A 17597-nucleotide genomic window follows, 5' to 3' on the forward strand; every position below is an offset into this window, starting at 1 on the left:
ACAAGCTGGACAGACGGTTTATCGGCTTATGACAGGTAAGCTTATACCCGGAATTTATCCAGCGACTGCTGGAGCGAATTCGACAGATCCTCCAGGCTTTCCGACAATCGGACAAGCCCTTCGCTGACACTGAGCTGCTCGTTGCTGAGCGAAGCTACTTCTTGCGAGGTAGCGGAAGACTCTTCGGATACCGCGCTGACGTTCGTCATCGCTTCGTTCAAGACTAGCTGGGATTGATCCAACAATTGAATCGACTGCGTAGCGCTTTCGAGCTGGACGACAAAGCCGGACATATGCCCTTGCACCTGCTTGAAAATTTGCTCCGCTTCTTTCACCGATTGGATCTGCTCTTGGAACACCGGATACGCCGTGGAAAGCACGGACACCGTCTCGTCGATTTCCGTCTGAATCGTCTCCGTAATTTGGCCGACGACCTCGATCGACTGCTTCGACTGCTCGGCAAGCTTGCGAATCTCGTCGGCGACGACCATAAACCCTTTGCCGGCTGCGCCCGCGCGCGCCGCTTCGATCGTCGCGTTAAGGGATAAGATGTTCGTTTGCTTCGTCATATTGTTCAGCACATCGAGAATTTTGCGGATAGACGACGTGCTTTCCTTCAAACGGTCGACCTTCTCGACCATCGAGCGGGTCATTTCTTCCGTCGCGTTCGTTTTGACGATCAGCTCCGACATGTAAGTCGTTCCGCGTTCGCTTTCCTGCTGAACGACGGCAGCCGAGCTTCCCATCTCCATATTCGACTCGACGACCTGGCGCATTTGACCGCCGATTTCGTTCGTCAGGCTGCTGCCCTTCTCGGCTTCGATCGCCAGGCTTGAAGCGCCGTTCGCGATTTCTTCGGTAGCGACCGCAATTTCCTTGGCGGAAACCGCCGTTTTCTTCGAGGCGTTAAGCAGCTCTCCCGCCGTACGCAATACTTCGCTTGCGGAATGGTTCGTTTGCTGCACCAGACGCGTGATCTGCTCCATCATCTGGTTGAAGCTTATGCTCAGCTGGCCGATTTCGTCCTTGCTCGAATAGTCCATCCGAACGGTCAGATTGCCTTGCTCGCCTTCCTTCATCAGGTTGCGCAGCTTGACTAGCGGGCCGCCGATCATCCTTGCGACGAAAAATCCCGCAATACCGGCAACGGCCATGGAAACCAATACGGCCACCCACGTTACGGTTTGAATCCGGCTTGTTTCCTGGACGAGCTCGCTAACCGGGGCAACCGCCGCGATCGACCAATCCGACATGGCCATCTTCTTGTTGACGATGAGCTTGCGGTCCCCTTCAATCGTATTCACGGAGGAGACGGCTTTATTAGCATCGTCTGCGCTCACTCCAACGAGCGGTACCGCGAATTTCGATTCTACCGCTTCCTTATCGGGTGAGCTGATCAGCTTGTTGTCGACGTCGACGATCACGATTTGGCCGGTATCGCCGATTTTGATTTTGGACAGCCCGTCCGAGATCGAGCTTAGCTTGATTTCGAACAGAAGCAGGAACGCTTTCTTCCCGGTAAGCGGATCGCTCAATACCCGGGACAAGCCGAATACGGATTCCCGCATGCCTTCGCTAAACCCGGTCTTCTTCGAATCGACCCAAATGACTTGTCCGTCCGATTCGGCGCCTTGCTTAAACCAGTCCGTCTTCAAATAATCGAAATTCGTAAAATTCGACCCGGCCAGAACGGGCTTCACATCGTTGCTTTCCTGAAGCGGCAGCAAGCTGATGCTGGCGATGGTGGAATTGCCTAGCAAATAGCTCTGCAGCTTGTCGCTCAAATCCTTGAACCGCGTCAATCGCTCGTAAGCGTTGTCAGTCGGTTCCGTGTAGCTGCGAAGCGTCGCCTTGAACGAGTTATCGGTCAGAAACTGCATAGAAATCGACTCGTAATTTTTGAGCATCAGTTCCAGCTTATCCGCGGCTTCGCTGATCGTTTGCTCGGTGGAGACTGCCATTTTGTTCTCGATAATGCTTTTGGACTGGGAATACGAAAACAAGCCCACAGCCACTACCAGCACGACGATACAAATGAAAAAAATCAAAAACAGCTTCATGCCGACCGATTTAATCGGGTTTTCGATCGTCATGCCTTTAGTCCCAGGTACAGAAGCATTCGCCTTTCCTGAAAATGGTTTCCACAACTGCCTGAGTGAGGCAATCACTTTCCTGAAGTATTCATTGATCGGTTTCAAATGGAAACACCTTCCTCAAAAAATGGGTATATAGTATATTTCGACAGAACCACCCCAATCCTTTACAATTATTTTTAAAAATATGAAAAGTCCCCGATTCGCATCGGGGACTTTTTGCCTGTTTCTTATGATTTCCGGGTATGAACCGGCATAGCGACTAGTTAAATATGCCCCTTCCGGGCGGCATCTTCCATGTCTCCGGTACTTGACGGGACAGGAATCTGCTCCTAGTTTGCCGTACCGCGCTTTACGCTTTTCCGGTCTTTTTGCGCATCATGTCAAAATAGCGAACCGGCTGCTCGACCTGAAAGCGGACGTGCTGCAGCGGATGGCGCGCAGCGTTCAGCTCGTTGCCTTCCGTATCCCAGATCGTGCCGACGGCCTGCTTGAACACCTTGCCGCCGGGGCCGAAAAACTCGACCTCTTGACCCGGCTTAAAAAAGTTGCGCTGCTGCACCGTCGCCATTCCCGTCGCTTCATCGTAAGCAAGCACGAGTCCCGCAAAATCATAATTGACCGCTTTCTCTTCCGGTCCGAAAATATGGTCCTCATGCCCCGGATCGTCGAAAAAGAAGCCGGTGTTAAGCGGACGGTTCGCCGCTTTGCCGATTTCGTCCAGCCATTCCTGCTTCAGCTCGTAGCCTTCCGGATCCGCCAAGTAAGCGTCGATGGCCTGACGATACGCATTAATGACGGTAGCGACGTAATGAATGCTCTTCATCCGTCCCTCGACCTTGAAGCTTTCTACGCCGGACTCGATCATTTCGGGAATGTAGCCGATCATGCACAAATCTTTGGAGCCCATCGTAAACGGGTCTTCGCCTTCGACAAAGAGCGGTTTCTCCACCGTGCCTCCGCCGAATGTTTCGGCAGCGGCTTTATCCATCGCTTCCTCTTCCGAAACGAACACCTCGCCCGAAGCTTCCCCGCCGGCAAACAGGTCATATTTCCAGCGGCATGATTGGCAGCAGCCGCCCCGGTTCGAGTCGCGGTCGGTAAAATGATTCGACAGCACGCAGCGGCCCGAATACGAGCTGCACATGGCGCCGTGCACGAAGACTTCGATCTCGATATCCACGTTTCGTTTAATCTCGAGAATCTCTTCCATATTGGCTTCTCGGGCGAGCACGACCCTGTCCGCGCCGTCTTCCTTCCAGAATTGAACGGCTTGCCAGTTCATCGTCGACTGCTGCGTGCTCAGATGGATTTCCAGCTTCGGCGCTACGCGTCTGCACGTTTCGATGATAACCGGATCGGCGACGATGATCGCCGCCACGCCGGCATCCTGCAGCCCTCGCAAGTAGTCTTCAAGCCCTTCGATATCTTCGTTATGGGCGTAAATATTCGTTGCGACGAACACCTTGGCCCCGTACCGATTCGCGAATTCGACCCCTTCACGCATTTCCTCCTGCGTAAAGTTGTCCGCGTTGGAGCGCAAGCCGTACTTTTGCCCGCCAATGTAGACTGCATCCGCTCCGTAATGGACGGCAAATTTCAGCTTTTCCAAATTGCCCGCAGGAGCGAGCAGCTCCGGCCGTTTAAGCGTTTTTTTCGCTTGCGGATCCGCCGGTTCCGATTTTAGTTGCATGACCACATGGTCCACCTCGCTTTATATTCCCCTTAACCCTCAAATGACGACTAGTACACCTGCTCCTTGTAGAAAAATCCGAACGAAAGCGGCCGTTCGCCGGGCTGAATCCGTTCGATCTCCTGAAGCCATTCCTCCTGGAAGGCATACCCCTCCGGATCGGCAAAATAAGCATCGATCGCTTTGCGGTAGGCGCTGACGACAGCCTCGTTGTAAGCAACGTCTTTCATCAAGCCTTCGATTTTCAAGCTGTCGATGCCGGCTTCCATGAGCTCGTGCAGGCTTTCCAGCATGCATACATCGTCCGAGCTCATAATATGCGTGCCGTTCCGGTCCTCATAGATCGGGTATTTCTCATCCTGGCGTTCCGCTTCAAGAAGAAACAAGCCGCGCTCTTTGCCGATTTCTGCATCCTTTACCGGACGGCCGAGATGATCGAAGTAATTTTGAACCATCTTGCGCTTGGAATGAAAAATATTCGTAATCCCGTGTACCTGAACTTGCACTTCTATTTTGGCGTTTCGTTTGAATTCCAGCACCTGTTCCATGTTCAATTCGCGGGCCAGCACGACCCTGGTCGCGCCTTTGGCCGCCCAGTAATTGGCCGTCGCATAGTTCGTCGCCGTCATTTCGGGATTCCAATGAAACGGAAACTTGACCTTCGCATCCCTGGCAGCCAGAAGCAGCGCAGGATCGCCGAAAACGATCGCATCCGCCCCGCACGTCTCCATTTGCGACAAATAGCCCGGAAGCTCCGGCAATACGGCATTATCCATGATGTTATTCGCCGCAACATAAATTTTGGCGCCCGCTCCGTGCGCAAGCTTAACGGCTTCCGCAACCTGTTCCGGCGCAAAGTCTCCGGCCAATCGCATGCCGTACCTCTGTTCCCCGATGACAAAAGCGTCTGCGCCCGCCTCGATCAGCCTTTCCAATTCCTTTATCGATCCTGCTGTTGTAAGCAGCTCCGGTTTCTTATTCAAGCCATTCACCCTTTCCACATGCACGACGAAGCAGTAAACAAGCCATTCTTGATCTTAACAAATATCCCCCGCAAAAGGAAGCGACGCGCCGGAGCCAATTTCGACTATTTCTTTAACGCGCCTATTGATTTTTCTTGCTCCGTTCGATATTCTTCTTATGCTCGTCGAAGGTTTCCGCGAACAGATGCCCCTGAGAGCCGTCCTTCTTCGTGACATAGAACAGATAGTTCGTTTTCTCCGGATACAGCGCCGCTTTAACCGACGACAGACTCGGGCTGGCGATCGGACCGGGCGGCAGTCCGTCATGTGCGTACGTGTTGTATGGACTTTCCACGAACAGATCTTTTTCCAGCAGCCGCTCTTTCGGTTTACCTAGCGCGTACTGAACCGTCGCATCGATTTGCAAAGGCATTTTTTTATCCAGACGGTTGTAAATGACGCCCGCCACGACAGGCCTCTCCTGTTCGAGGACAACTTCCCTCTCGATGAGCGAGGCGATCGTCAGCAGCTGATGGAAGGTCAGTCCGCGCTGCTTCATTTGATCCGGCCAGCCTGAAGGAAGTTCGTTCAGCTTGCGGTCCCACTCCGATACAAGCCTTTTCAGAATGTCCTCCGCCGTGCTTCCCTTTTTCATCTCGTACGTTTCCGGGAACAAATAGCCTTCCAATCGGTACGCGATGTCGGGCTGATCCGGAATATCCGCTACCCAATTATTCGGGAGGGTGTGCTTTTCATTCGTCATTTTCAAGAAGCCTTCGGCGTCGACGAGTCCTTGCTCCCCAAGCCTCTCCGCGATCTGCCGCACCGTAAATCCTTCGGGAATCGTAAAACGGACAACTTCTTCTTTGACCGTTTCCCCTTCGTTCAGCTTCTCTATGATTTCATCCAGCGTCATGCCTGGCTTCATTTCGTATTCGCCCGCCTGGAAGCGGCTGCCTTGCTTTTGATAACGAAGATAATAAACGAATAAAGTGCTGTTCTTAATCATGCCTTGCTCTTCCAGCTTGGCCGCGATTTCATTCGTCGACGTACCGGTCGGGATTGCGATGCGAACCGGCTGATCGGACGCGGATACCGGCTGTAGGCCGTTCCACGCATAAAAAACGGCGCTCCCGGCTGCCAATGCCAAGATGATCAAACAGGATAGAAAGACGATCATAAACGTTTTGAGCTTGCTCCTGCGTCCCGGTCCTCCACCTGAATCCTTAAAGGCTTCCCCCGAGTTGTTGAAAGGATGTTCCTCCATGCTTTTCCTCCAATGTCGATAACCCGCTGCTTGATATACGAATTGCAAAAGAGAGCGACGAAATCGCCGCCCTCTCGTTACCATGTGATGCGATTGCCGGACGCCTTTCAGCGTCCGTCGTCGAACGATACCGTCATTTCGTCAAAAAGCTCGGCGACAGCCTCATATTCGTCATCGTCCATGATCGTGTCAAGCTCGTATTCCCCGCTATCGGTTTTAACGATATGGTAAATGACGACCTCTTCATGATGCTGCATCGATTCCGATTGAAGCACCGCGTAATGCGTTCCGCCTAATGAAAATTCGGCCAATATCGCAAAAGGCTCCGGACGGTTTCCTTCGCCTTCCAGCTCGACCGTATCTCCATACGCCTCTTGAAGCCATCTTATCGGCACGACATCCTTCAGCGTATACGAAATCATGCTTTTTCCTCTTCGTCGCCGTCCATTTCCGCCATCAGCGTATTAAACGTCTCTTCGACGATATTCCATTCTTCTTCGTCGTCAATCGTGAACAATTGAAGATCGTCGCCGTCTTCCTCGTAACGGAATGCAAGAAGCTCATCCTCTTCTTCCGCTTCTACCGGATACAGCACCATATATTTTTTGTCCGAGCCGTCTTCTACTTCAAATCTGGCAATGACCTCAAATTCTTCTTCATTGCCCTCTTCATCCGGAATATAAATAATTTCCGGTTCTTCTTCCAAGTTCAAATCTTCATTGGCCACGTGAAATCCCCCTCACTTATTCGTTTTAGCGTCCATATAATTTTGCAATATGAGCGCTGCGGCCATCTTGTCGATGACCAGTTTGCGTTTCTTCCGGCTAACATCCGCCTCAAGCAGCGTACGCGTTGCAGAGACGGTTGTCAACCTTTCATCCCATAAATGAACGGGTACCTGTAGGGTATGCTTCAAATGCTCCGCAAATGCGATACAAATTTCACCGCGCGGCCCGACCGTTCCGTTCATGTTTTTCGGAAGGCCGACTACGATCTCGGCAACACCGTACTCCGCTATGATCGCCTGCATCCTTTCGAGATCGGCTGCATCATTCTTGCGTCTGATCACTTCAAGCCCTTGAGCCGTCCAGCCAAGCTCATCGCTTAGCGCGACGCCAATCGTTTTGTCCCCGTAATCCAGTCCCATAAGTCGCATGTAAAAGTTTAGCCGTCCTTTTTAGATGGGGTTCAAAAGTCGCCTTTTGGGAGGGGTCGACTATTTGAACGCAATCTTCACTTGTTGTGTGCCAAATACGACCGGACCAGCTCCTCGATCAATTCGTCGCGCTCCCGCTTGCGAATTAAGCTTCGCGCGTTGTTGTGACGAGGGATGTAAGCCGGATCGCCGGACAGCAGATAGCCGACAATCTGGTTGATCGGATTGTAGCCTTTTTCCTGCAGCGCATCATAAACGGCCAAAATGACTTCTTTCGGTGATGTTTCGATCCCTTCCGGTTTGACGTCGAATTTCATCGTTTTATCCATGGAACTCATCACCAGCACCTCCCGAATCGAACGTTTCTCTACGCGAATCAGCAATTACGCTTCATCTATGCATATATTCTGTGCGAAAGGAAACAATTCCTTTTTTTTACGCAAAAATTCACAATTTGTTACGCAATTATTCAAAAACGCAGCTTTAGGCCTATACCAAGGCGCCTACCAGGCTTTCGGCTAGCTTAAGCGCTTCGTCAAGCTTTGCCGGATCCTTGCCGCCGGCTTGCGCCATATCCGGCCGACCGCCGCCGCTGCCGCCGCATACCGCCGCAACCTCTTTGACGATCTTGCCGGCATGAACGCCCTTGCCGATCAACTCTGGCGTAACCGCCGCAACCAAATTCACTTTGCCGTCCGTAACCGACCCGAGCACGATGACTGCAGGCGCAAGCTTGACTTTCATCTGATCGACGATCGTACGCAGCGCATCCATGTCTCCGCCGACTTTGGCAACCAGCAGGTTCATGCCGCCGACCGCTTTTACCTGATCGGTCAGACTGCCGGCTTCCACTGCGCTCAGCTTGCCCTTGAGCGATTCGTTCTCGCGTCCGAGCTCCTTCAATTGCTGGAGCAGGCCCTCAATTCGTTTCGGCACATCGGTGATGTTCGATTTTAAGATCGAAGCCGCTTGCTTCAGCTGATCGAGCTGGCCGTCCAAGTATTCGTACGCTAGACGTCCAGTTACTGCTTCAATACGCCGTACTCCGGAGCCGATGCCGCTCTCGCTGACGATTTTGAACAAACCGATTTGCGAGGTGCTTGTAACATGACAGCCGCCGCAAAGCTCGATGCTGTAATCGCCGACGCGAACGACGCGGACGATGTCCCCGTATTTCTCGCCGAACAGCGCCATGGCGCCCAGCGCCTTCGCTTCCGCGATCGGCATTTGCGAGATGTTCAGCACGGTGCCCAGCCAAATTTGCTTATTTACGCGCACCTCGACTTCTTGAAGCTCCTCCGCGCTGATACTGCCGAAATGCGAGAAGTCGAAGCGCAGACGATCCGGCGAAACCTGTGAGCCGGCTTGATTGACGTGATCGCCGAGCACTTCCTTAAGCGCCTTGTGCAGCAAATGCGTCGCCGTATGATTTTTGACGATATCGTCGCGCATGGAACGGTCGATGGCCGCTTCCACGGTATCTCCCTTACGGAGAACGCCGGATTCGACGACAACGGTTTGCACGTGCTGACCGTGCGGCGCTTTGCCGACTTCCTCGACTCTTGCGCGTACCTGTCCGTTCGACAGCGTACCGTGATCGCTTACCTGGCCGCCGCTTTCCGCATAGAAAGGCGTCCGGTCAAGCACGACCTGGCACGTTTCGCCGGCGCCTACCATATCGACCATTTGCTGATCATAGACGATAGCGATAATTTTCGCGCTTATTATCCCTTCAGTATATCCAACAAATTCCGTTTTATCCGTGTAATCGGAAAGCGGCCCGCCTTGCACCTTCATGCTTTCGGTTTCCTGCCGGGCTGCGCGCGCGCGCTCCCTCTGCTCCTCCATCGCCTTGTCGAAGCCTTCGCGGTCGACCGTCAGGCCCTTCTCGCTAGCATAGTCTTCCGTCAAGTCGAACGGGAAGCCGTACGTATCGTACAGTTTGAACGCATCCGCTCCGTTGATCTCTTTGCGGCCTTCCTTATCCGCCTTGTCGGCGAGCTCCGCCAAAATCGCCAGTCCGTCGGTTAACGTTTCATGGAAACGTTCTTCCTCGGTGCGAATCACCTTCTCGATGAATTCCCGCTTCTCTACCACTTCCGGATAGTAAACGCCCATTATATCGCCGACGTCAGCCGTAAGCTGGTACATGAACGGTTTATCCATGCCGAGCAGCTTGCCGTAACGAACGGCGCGGCGCAGCAGACGGCGAATGACGTAGCCGCGTCCCTCGTTCGACGGAAGAACGCCGTCGCCGACCGAGAATGCGACGGTACGGACGTGGTCCGCTATAACCTTCAGCGCAACGTCGTTCTCCGGATTCGTCCCGTACGTGACTCCGGCAATGCTGCAAGTTTTTTGAATAATCGGCTGGAACAGGTCGGTGTCGAAGTTCGAGTCGACGTCCTGCAGGATGGAAGCAAACCGTTCGAGGCCTGCGCCGGTATCGATATTTTTGTTCGGAAGCGGCGTGTAGCTGCCGTCTTTGTTATGGTTGAACTGCGAGAAGACGAGATTCCAAACTTCGAGGAAACGTTCGTTTTCGCCGCCCGGCCAGCATTCCGGATCGTTCAGGTCGCCGTATTTGTCGCCGCGGTCGTAGAAAATCTCCGTACAAGGTCCGCAAGGACCTTCGCCGATATCCCAGAAATTTTCTTGCAGCTTATAGATGCGCTCGGCAGGCAGACCGATTTTTTCGTTCCAATATTTGAACGCTTCTTCGTCCTCCGGATAGACCGTAACCGACAGCCGGTTCGGGTCGAAGCCGATCCATTTCGGGTCGGTCAGAAACTCCCAAGCCCACGTAATGACTTCTTCCTTGAAATAGTCGCCGATCGAAAAGTTGCCGAGCATCTCGAAAAACGTATGATGCCGGCGCGTTTTGCCGACGTTCTCGATATCGTTCGTGCGAATGCATTTCTGCGAGTTGGCGATACGCGGATTTTCGGGCTTCACACGTCCGTCGAAATATGCCTTGAGCGGCGCCATTCCGGCATTGATCCACAGCAGGGACGGATCGTTGTGCGGGACAAGCGGAGCGCTTGGCTCGATCTTATGGCCTTTCTCTGCAAAAAACTCCAGCCACTTTCTTCTGATTTCACTAGCTTTCATTGTGAACCCCTCCGTCATTGTTTAACTGCTTACTTCTGTCCCTTGTGCGGCGGATAGGCGTCGGCTGAGCCAGGGCCCGTCCGAAGCTTGTTCCGCTTTAGCTAGGAGGCTGCTCTTCGCTGCGCACGGCCGATCGCTTCAACAGCTCGATGATCCTGTCATTCTGCTGCGTATGCGTTCTCGCATGTTCCGAAAGCTCCTTCAGCCTCCCTAGAATGGCAAGCATGTTGCAAATCCAGAACAACGCGGATACAACTCCGATGAGCAGCATAAAGTTCTCGTCCATGGCAACCCCTCCATTTCTGTTTTCCAAGGCTAAACGGCTTCGCCGTCCTTTTAGGGACAAGCGCGTTTACCGAGATTTAGAGCGACTTCCACGATATACTTGCTGATAAATCAAGGCTAAACGCCTAACGGCGTCTTTTGATGCCGTCCGTTTGCCTAGACGATGAACAATCCGCGGGGATATGCTTACAGAATCGTCAAAAAAACAAAAAACGCCCCTGAAAACAGGGACGAATCGTTCGCGGTACCACCCTGGTTATCGCACGAATAGCGGCGATCTCCTCAAAAGACGATAACGGGTCTGACGCCGGCGGAGTTGATCCGCGCTCCGAAATTAGCTTGGCCATTCTTCTCCGCAAAGGCTCTTCCAGCAGGTTGCGCTTGGCGCAGCCTGAGCCTTCTCTCTGTCCGGCAGGCAATGGCTCGTTCGATTTCGTCTACGCTTTGACGGATAATAAGCAATTCTTTCATAAAATTATAATCAATCCCGTGAACCCCTGTCAAATCGATTCTTACAAGAACTTGCGCAGCCATTTTTTGCTGTTAGCATCCAGCTGTTCCATATTTTCGATTTCGCAGCGGTTGCCGTCCATGTCGGAGATGAGGAGACGTCCCGGAGCCGGCGACTGAAGATGCTCGTACAGATTGCGCATCGTCAGCTTCAATGGGCCTAGCGTCGTTTCCAGCTCCCATACCCACATGCCGGGATTCTGTTTAATCCTCTCGATCCGAATGACCTTCGGAACCAAATAACGGAGCGTCAGCTCGCGTTCCGCTTCCCTTCTGCTCCTCTCGTCAAGCGAATCCAGGTCGGCGATAACGCCGATCTCCTCCCCGTTCGACGACCGAACGGAGATGAACTGCGTCGGCATGGAAAGGGGAAACGTCCGGTATAAAAGCACCTCGGGATACGACTCCCCGTTCGACTCCATCGTCATGACGCCTCCTGGCGAGCGTCTGAATGCCACAGTGGCCGGATCAAGCTCCGCTACATCGTAATGCCCGGTCATCAGCTTTCAACCCCCTTGATCTTCGACATTTCCTTCTGGGCCTCAACCAGCTTGAAATAAATGCCCTGCTTATCCAGCAGCTGCTCGTGCGTGCCGATTTCCGCCACTTTGCCTTTGTCGAGCACGACAAGACGATTCGCGTTGCGCAATGTGGAGAGCCGGTGAGCGATGGCGAACGTGGTCCGCCCCTGAACAAGCCGGGAAATCGCTTCCTGGATTTGCCGCTCCGTCTCCGTATCGACCGATGCGGTAGCCTCGTCAAGGATAAGAATCCGCGGATCGTGGATGATTGCGCGCGCGATGGCGATCCGCTGCTTTTCGCCTCCGGACAACCGGTGTCCGCGCTCTCCTACCTTCGTGTCGTATCCGTCCGGCATTCGAACGATAAAATCATGGGCATTGGCGATCTTCGCGGCTTTCATGATTTCCATCGGCGTAGCATCCGGCTTGGAATAGGCGATATTCTCCGCAATCGTCCCGTCGAACAGAAACGTCTCCTGCAGCACGACGCCGATCTGCCGGCGAAGATCCTCCTGCTCGATCCGCTTCAAGTCAATTCCGTCCACAGTAATCGTCCCCTGATCGGGGTCGTAAAAGCGGCAGATCATATTGATGAGCGTAGATTTTCCAGCGCCGGAATGGCCGACAAGCCCGATCATCTCGCCCGGCTCCGTAAGAAGGGTGACGTCCTTCAGCACCGGATGATGCTTCTCGTAGCCGTAGGTTACGCCTTTAAGCTCCACTCTGCCTTCCACACGCGGGATTTTGACCGCTTCGGCCGCGTTCGGGACATCCGGCGTCGTATCCATGATTTCAAAGACGCGATCCGCGGCGGCAAGCGCCCTGCTGGTCCAGTTGATCGACTGGCTGAACCATTGAAGGGGACCGAAGAACATGCCCAGGTAAGCGATAAACGCCATCAGGGTACCGAGCGACAGACCGTCCCCCATAACCTGCTTGCCTCCGAAATACCATACTAGCAGCGAACCGGAGGTTGTAATGAGCGCAAACAGCGGAAACACACCCGCCCATACGCGCTCCATTCTGTACGTTTCATTGGCCAGTTCGCGGTTGGCGGTTTCGTAACGATCCTTCTCCGCAGGCTCCTGACCGAAAGCTTTCACGACGCGAATCCCTTGCAGCGCGTCGCCGACCAGCAGATTGATTTTACGCACGGCCCGCCAGTGCCGATCCCAAATGATCCGCAAGGACGGCCATATCGTCATGGAGGCGAATACGACTAACGGAGTCGGCAGCAGCGCGAGCAAAGCCAGCCGCCAATCCAGATTAAACATCATAAAAATGATGGAGGCCAGCATGAGCACCTGACCCGATAAATGGATCACGCCGTCGGTCAAAAACTGCCGCATCGACTCCGAGTCGCTGTTTACCCGTCCGATAAACTGGGAGGTTTGCCGCCTGTCGAAAAAGCTTAAGGATAAGTTCATGAGCGACCGGTAAACGTCTTTCCTTATATCCGCCATTACGTTTCCGCCTACCCATACGCCGATATAGCCGCGCAGCGTCTGCATGACGGACAACAGCACCCGGGTCGCCGCAAGCCCGGCCACCAGCCACAGGAGCGCGCCCCCGATGCTTTTCGGCTGGATGACGTCGTCCACGATTACTTTGGTCAAATATGGCGGAACCAGCTCCATTAAAGTAGCCGCCATCAGAAGCAGCGCCGCCAGCGTCATTTTCCATTTGTAAGGCTTGGCGTAATGCATTAAACGCGTGATAACTTTGCCCTTGTCCGTGCATGCCGGGCATTTCATCATGCCTTCCGGAAGCCGGTTGCCGCAAGTCGCGCAATGTTTCGGCTCGTGAAGCGAGGAGTAGACCGGCAATTCTTCTCCTTTGACTAAAGCCTGAAGCAGCTTGGCTGCAAAGCCGATCTTCCCGTTCAGCGCCGACGTGTAACGAACTAGAACGACCGGCCCGCCGCCCGTATCCGCGATCAGGCTTCCCCCGCCTACGGCGGAAACGGCTCTGGCGTCGGTAATATCGGATAGGAACAGCTGCTTCAGCAAATTGCCGTCCTCTCCGATTACCTCGACGTGGTCGGGGTACACGATCAGACGGCTTCGCGACGGCCCCCCGTCTGCGTCGACATCGGCCTCTTCGAGCAGCAGCCACCCTTCCCCGGGCGATGACGTCTTTCGTTCAAGCGAGTCGGCCAGTTGTTTCTCAAGTACGCTCAACTAAGTACCCCCTCCTAGCATCTCACTACTAAAAACATGCAACTGGGAATAAAAACACAACATAGACCCAGAATATCCCTTTTACATCCGACTATCAAGAGAAAAAACAACTAAAAAAAGAAACTTCGATCGACAGCTGATTTCGTCTGTAATCGAAGTTTCTTATGGGATTTCGTTACTCGTTCATAAATCCGATCGTCAGCAGCACCCGCTTCACCAGTGCAGCAGCTTCCGCTCTCGAAACTTGCCGCTGCGGGTGCAGACCGCCTTCGTCTCCTTGCAGGATGCCCCCTTTGATCAGCGCCTTCACGGCGCCGGCAGCCCATGGAGAGACGGAACCCGAATCGGCGAATTTGGTCAGCTCGCCAGAGTAAACGGACCAGTCGATGCCGGCTTTTTCGCCCTCTCTAGCCAGAATGACGAACAACTGCTCGCGGGTTATCGTTTGATCGGGCTGGAATGTGTTGTCCGATACGCCGTCGACAAGTCCTGCCTCTACGGCTGCGCCGATCCACCCGGCAGCCCAGTGGGACGGACCGACATCCGTGAAAGACGAAGCGCCCGTGCGCTCAGCGAGACCGAGCGAACGCGCCGCAATGGCGGCGGCTTGCGCCCTTGTCAGCGTGCCGTCAGGATTGAAGGTTTGGGCCGTCTCGCCGTTCAGGATCAGCTTTGCCGATAGCTGCTCGATATCTTTCTTCGCCCAGTGAGCTGTAATATCGGTGAAGGCCGGCAAAGATGTTTCCACAATCGTATAAATGCTGTTATGGTTCGTTCGAATCGTCGCCTGCAAGACGCCGTCCTTGGCTTCGAACGTCGTCGGCACCGGGTACAGCTTGCCTGTAGCAGGGTCGAAGTACACGCCCGTCATGCTGCGGCCGGCGTTTGCGGCCGGAAGCGAAATCGTTCTCTCCACATAGCCCTTGTCGAAGCTTGCGATTACCGTGCGTTTGCCCCCCGCTTCGGCTTCCAGCGTAAAATCGAAGCCGGCGGTAACCGGGCTCGCGCCGATTCCCGAGCCTGCTGACTGAATCGCATGCTGTACCGCTTGATCGGCCTTGGCGACCGTAACGATAAGCTTCATGTCTTCAAACGTTGCCTTCAGTTGGATGGCTAATGCCTTGAAATCCAGGGACGCTAACGGGATTTGCAAGCCAAAACCGTTCCCGTTAATTGAGATCGCCGCATGCTTGTGTGTTTGAAGGGCATCGGTCAAAGAAGAAACAGGGAGCCCCACGTTTACCGACGACTCTTGAACGGCTGCAAGATCGAAGGCGATCGTCCGGTCTTGTCCCGGCTTCATTTGGGAAACGGCTTCGTCGAATGTCTTTTTATCCAGTTCGAACGCCGCACCGCTGCCGCCGGCACTGCCATCCTTTACGGATTTCAATGCGCCGCTTGGGAATGTAATGCCGTCCGCGCCGATTTGCGCTGCAGGAGGGTGTTCTTTCTTGCCGCCTGTTTCGTTCGGAACCTGCGGAGCAGGGTCTGGAACGGATGGAGGAGGCGGATTCGTTATCGTCCCTCCCGGAGGCGAAGAAGGCTCTTGTGAAGGGCTCGGATTCGGGCTTGTTGCCGGCTGCCTAACGATTTGTTTGACCGCAGAACGTGCCGATTCATTTCCTACCTTGTCTACAGCCGTAACCTGGAAGCTGTTGGTTTCACTGCTCAATTTACCGACGACAGCCGCTGTGTTTACGAGCAACGACTCTCTTTTGGTTCCATTAACGTAAACGTAATACCCTTTCAGATCCGGTTCCGTATTTGCGTTCCAATGCAAGGTCACGGTATCGACCGATAGCGTTCCATCCAAGCCCGTTGGGACAGCAGGCGCTGTCTCGTCCTGAACAAGCTGTGCTTGAGGAGCTATTACCATATAGTAATCGTTAAATATCCCGAATGGCTCCGTTTTCAATGTAAGGGTCGAAGTTAGCTTGCCATTTATGGCCGTTATCTTATAGGTCCCTGCCGGAACGTCAAAATAATAACTAACCAGTTTGTTATTATCGGTTCTATCGCTAATTTGATATTTGCCGATCGAGGTTGGAGCTTCGGACTCTCCGTATTTGCCTGTGTACAGCACTTTACCGTCTTTTGCATCGGCAATTTCCACAACCGTACCGGCTTTTTGAGCGCCTTTCAGGTCGATATCCCCTTGCAAGCGATAACCTTTTACCGTCGATCCGTCATTTGAAATCCCAGCAAAATAAATTTTTCGCCCAGGACCTCTTTCTCCTGACGGATTGACTATTCCGCTAACCGTTATTTGGTAGATCATGCCTGGCGTCGTTCTAGGAGTGGTAATAAATACGCTTCTCCCGTCCTCGCTCACCTTCGCGTCTAGAACCGGCAGCCCATTATCGATCGTGTAGTGGGAAATCGTCGTAGCCGAATCCGAATCGACCGGGTGATTAAAAAATATTCTGAGCAGCTGCGAGGTCACCGTGGCAGCGCTTTGCGCTATGGGCAGCTCGTTAGGTTGGCCGTTATCGATTTCCGACAGAGCGGACTCGTCTCCGCTTTCGTTAACGCCGCTTACGGCAAATACATACCCTTTATTATCTGTTAAACCGGTTAATGGAAATGAAGTTTCCTTCGTCGTGCCCACTTTCTTATAATTGACATAAACATGATAACCGGTCGTGTTCGCATCCGCGTTGGCCGTCCAGCTGAGTACGGTGCCCGTCGGGGATGCGGTAAAGATTAACCCTTGTGGCTGACCGGGCTGAGGATTTTTACCGGCAATCACCTTCGAGCTCCGATCCGGACGGATGAGGTTTCCGTCAAGATCCGAAACATTAGCTACCTTGACTAGGTAAAGGTAGCCGCCTAACTGTTTTTCCGTTTTCAAAAGCACCGTAACGCCGTCAGGCTGTAGCACGGCACTGGTGATTGATAGCACGCCTACTTCATAATTGGCTTTATTTTCTGCAGAAGCACGATCCAATGGTTCGTTAAACACAAGCTTAACCATTGTCCCGTTCGTCGCTTCCGAAGCAAGCAATGACGGGGATACGGATGGAATGACGTCACTTATCATTTGCTTGTAAATCTCTTGACCCGCTTGATCGACGCCCGCGATAGCAAACTTATAGGCGTTCCCATTCGTCAAGCCCGTAACCCGGTACGCCGCCTCCGTCACCGATGCGATTTTTACCGTGTCCTGATAAATATTGTACGATGACGCAGTTCCCGAAGAAGGTATCGGAGACCAATTGAATTGAACGCTTTGGTTGAGTTCGGATACGGTAAGGAATATGTATTGACCCCCGGCTGCTGTGCCACCGCCTGAACCTGTTGGAGGATTAGTAGGAATTGGCGGCCCGAATCCGCCGAAGTAGAGCCCGGAAGGATCATTCATGACCACCTCATTGCCATTTCGGTCTTTGATGTTCGACACGAGCAGCTTATATACGTATCCGCCACTAAGCGGTATGGAAAGCTTGATTTGGACAACGCTCTCGTTATCCGTCTTCATTACCGAAACGACCGGAATGACGCGGCCCTGACTATCCAATACGGTATAGTTCCCGGCAACCTGGGCTGTTTGCGTATCCACATCGCCGCTAAACATAGCATTTATGGTATATTCGTCTCTCGCAACAACAGCCATAAGGAAATTCTTCGGACTTTCAACCGATCCGGAGATCGACTCCCCTGTCGGCGGTGTCTCCGAAGCATAGGACTGCGGAACGTAATAACCCCCGATGACGGTTACCGCAAGTAGGACGATCATCATCCTTTTAAACGTGAATAGCATTTGTTTTTTACGCGTGGTCAAAATAGAGAGGCCTCCTCAATGAGATATACCTCCCAAAT

At 53.3% G+C, this 17597-nt stretch carries 13 protein-coding genes; all 13 read right to left on the reverse strand.

What is annotated here, in order from left to right; genetic code table 11:
- Window positions 1-41 precede the first annotated feature (41 nt).
- The 13 genes from ACKGJP_RS25445 to ACKGJP_RS25505 all read right to left on the reverse strand — a co-directional run bounded on the left by ACKGJP_RS25445 (window position 42) and on the right by ACKGJP_RS25505 (window position 17559).
- A complete protein-coding gene (locus ACKGJP_RS25445) occupies window positions 42-2093 on the reverse strand; it encodes a methyl-accepting chemotaxis protein (RefSeq protein ID WP_409341584.1) in 2052 nt (683 codons plus the stop codon).
- Between the two features lie 352 nt (window positions 2094-2445).
- Window positions 2446-3786, reverse strand: coding sequence for a peptidase U32 family protein (locus tag ACKGJP_RS25450; RefSeq protein ID WP_409341585.1), 1341 nt, complete (start codon window positions 3784-3786; stop codon window positions 2446-2448).
- A 50-nt stretch (window positions 3787-3836) separates the two neighbouring features.
- On the reverse strand, window positions 3837-4769 hold the full coding sequence (locus ACKGJP_RS25455; RefSeq protein ID WP_409341586.1) for a peptidase U32 family protein: 933 nt from the start codon (window positions 4767-4769) through the stop codon (window positions 3837-3839).
- A 121-nt stretch (window positions 4770-4890) separates the two neighbouring features.
- Window positions 4891-6015: an endolytic transglycosylase MltG gene (gene mltG / locus ACKGJP_RS25460; RefSeq protein ID WP_409341587.1), complete on the reverse strand. Its 1125-nt coding sequence runs from the start codon at window positions 6013-6015 to the stop codon at window positions 4891-4893.
- Window positions 6016-6122: 107 nt separating this feature from the next.
- Window positions 6123-6437, reverse strand: a complete 315-nt coding sequence (locus ACKGJP_RS25465) for a DUF1292 domain-containing protein (protein WP_409341588.1) — start codon at window positions 6435-6437, stop codon at window positions 6123-6125.
- Window positions 6434-6742 (reverse strand): DUF1292 domain-containing protein, encoded by a 309-nt coding sequence (locus ACKGJP_RS25470; RefSeq protein WP_409341589.1) that lies wholly within the window; start codon window positions 6740-6742, stop codon window positions 6434-6436. Before ACKGJP_RS25470 ends, ACKGJP_RS25465 begins: the two co-directional genes overlap by 4 nt.
- A gap of 12 nt (window positions 6743-6754) precedes the next feature.
- Window positions 6755-7171, reverse strand: coding sequence for a Holliday junction resolvase RuvX (ruvX, locus tag ACKGJP_RS25475; protein WP_409341590.1), 417 nt, complete (start codon window positions 7169-7171; stop codon window positions 6755-6757).
- A gap of 77 nt (window positions 7172-7248) precedes the next feature.
- Entirely contained in the window at window positions 7249-7509 is a 261-nt protein-coding gene (locus tag ACKGJP_RS25480) for an IreB family regulatory phosphoprotein (RefSeq protein WP_113030227.1), read from the reverse strand.
- 151 nt (window positions 7510-7660) lie between these two features.
- Entirely contained in the window at window positions 7661-10282 is a 2622-nt protein-coding gene (alaS, locus tag ACKGJP_RS25485) for an alanine--tRNA ligase (RefSeq protein WP_409341591.1), read from the reverse strand.
- Between the two features lie 97 nt (window positions 10283-10379).
- Window positions 10380-10568 carry a hypothetical protein gene (locus ACKGJP_RS25490; protein ID WP_409341592.1) on the reverse strand — a complete coding sequence of 63 codons (189 nt, stop codon included), beginning with the start codon at window positions 10566-10568 and terminating at the stop codon, window positions 10380-10382.
- A 511-nt stretch (window positions 10569-11079) separates the two neighbouring features.
- Window positions 11080-11577, reverse strand: a complete 498-nt coding sequence (locus ACKGJP_RS25495; protein WP_409341593.1) for a DUF1854 domain-containing protein — start codon at window positions 11575-11577, stop codon at window positions 11080-11082.
- On the reverse strand, window positions 11577-13778 hold the full coding sequence (locus tag ACKGJP_RS25500) for an ABC transporter ATP-binding protein (RefSeq protein ID WP_409341594.1): 2202 nt from the start codon (window positions 13776-13778) through the stop codon (window positions 11577-11579). The genes ACKGJP_RS25495 and ACKGJP_RS25500 overlap by 1 nt, the downstream gene beginning before the upstream one ends.
- 175 nt (window positions 13779-13953) lie before the next feature.
- Window positions 13954-17559 carry an S-layer homology domain-containing protein gene (locus ACKGJP_RS25505; RefSeq protein WP_409341595.1) on the reverse strand — a complete coding sequence of 1202 codons (3606 nt, stop codon included), beginning with the start codon at window positions 17557-17559 and terminating at the stop codon, window positions 13954-13956.
- Between the last annotated feature and the right edge of the window lie 38 nt (window positions 17560-17597).

Source organism: Paenibacillus litoralis (genome assembly GCF_046244365.1).
Lineage (GTDB): Bacteria > Bacillota > Bacilli > Paenibacillales > NBRC-103111 > Paenibacillus_V.

Bases quoted from the DNA above. Each gene is read 5' to 3' on its own strand.
- ACKGJP_RS25450 (WP_409341585.1), bottom strand. From the start codon at position 3,786: ATGCAACTAAAATCGGAACCGGCGGATCCGCAAGCGAAAAAAACGCTT.
- ruvX (WP_409341590.1), bottom strand. From the start codon at position 7,171: ATGCGACTTATGGGACTGGATTACGGGGACAAAACGATTGGCGTCGCG.
- ACKGJP_RS25490 (WP_409341592.1), bottom strand. From the start codon at position 10,568: ATGGACGAGAACTTTATGCTGCTCATCGGAGTTGTATCCGCGTTGTTC.
- ACKGJP_RS25465 (WP_409341588.1), bottom strand. From the start codon at position 6,437: ATGATTTCGTATACGCTGAAGGATGTCGTGCCGATAAGATGGCTTCAA.
- mltG (WP_409341587.1), bottom strand. From the start codon at position 6,015: ATGGAGGAACATCCTTTCAACAACTCGGGGGAAGCCTTTAAGGATTCA.
- ACKGJP_RS25495 (WP_409341593.1), bottom strand. From the start codon at position 11,577: ATGACCGGGCATTACGATGTAGCGGAGCTTGATCCGGCCACTGTGGCA.
- ACKGJP_RS25480 (WP_113030227.1), bottom strand. From the start codon at position 7,509: ATGAGTTCCATGGATAAAACGATGAAATTCGACGTCAAACCGGAAGGG.
- alaS (WP_409341591.1), bottom strand. From the start codon at position 10,282: ATGAAAGCTAGTGAAATCAGAAGAAAGTGGCTGGAGTTTTTTGCAGAG.
- ACKGJP_RS25445 (WP_409341584.1), bottom strand. From the start codon at position 2,093: ATGACGATCGAAAACCCGATTAAATCGGTCGGCATGAAGCTGTTTTTG.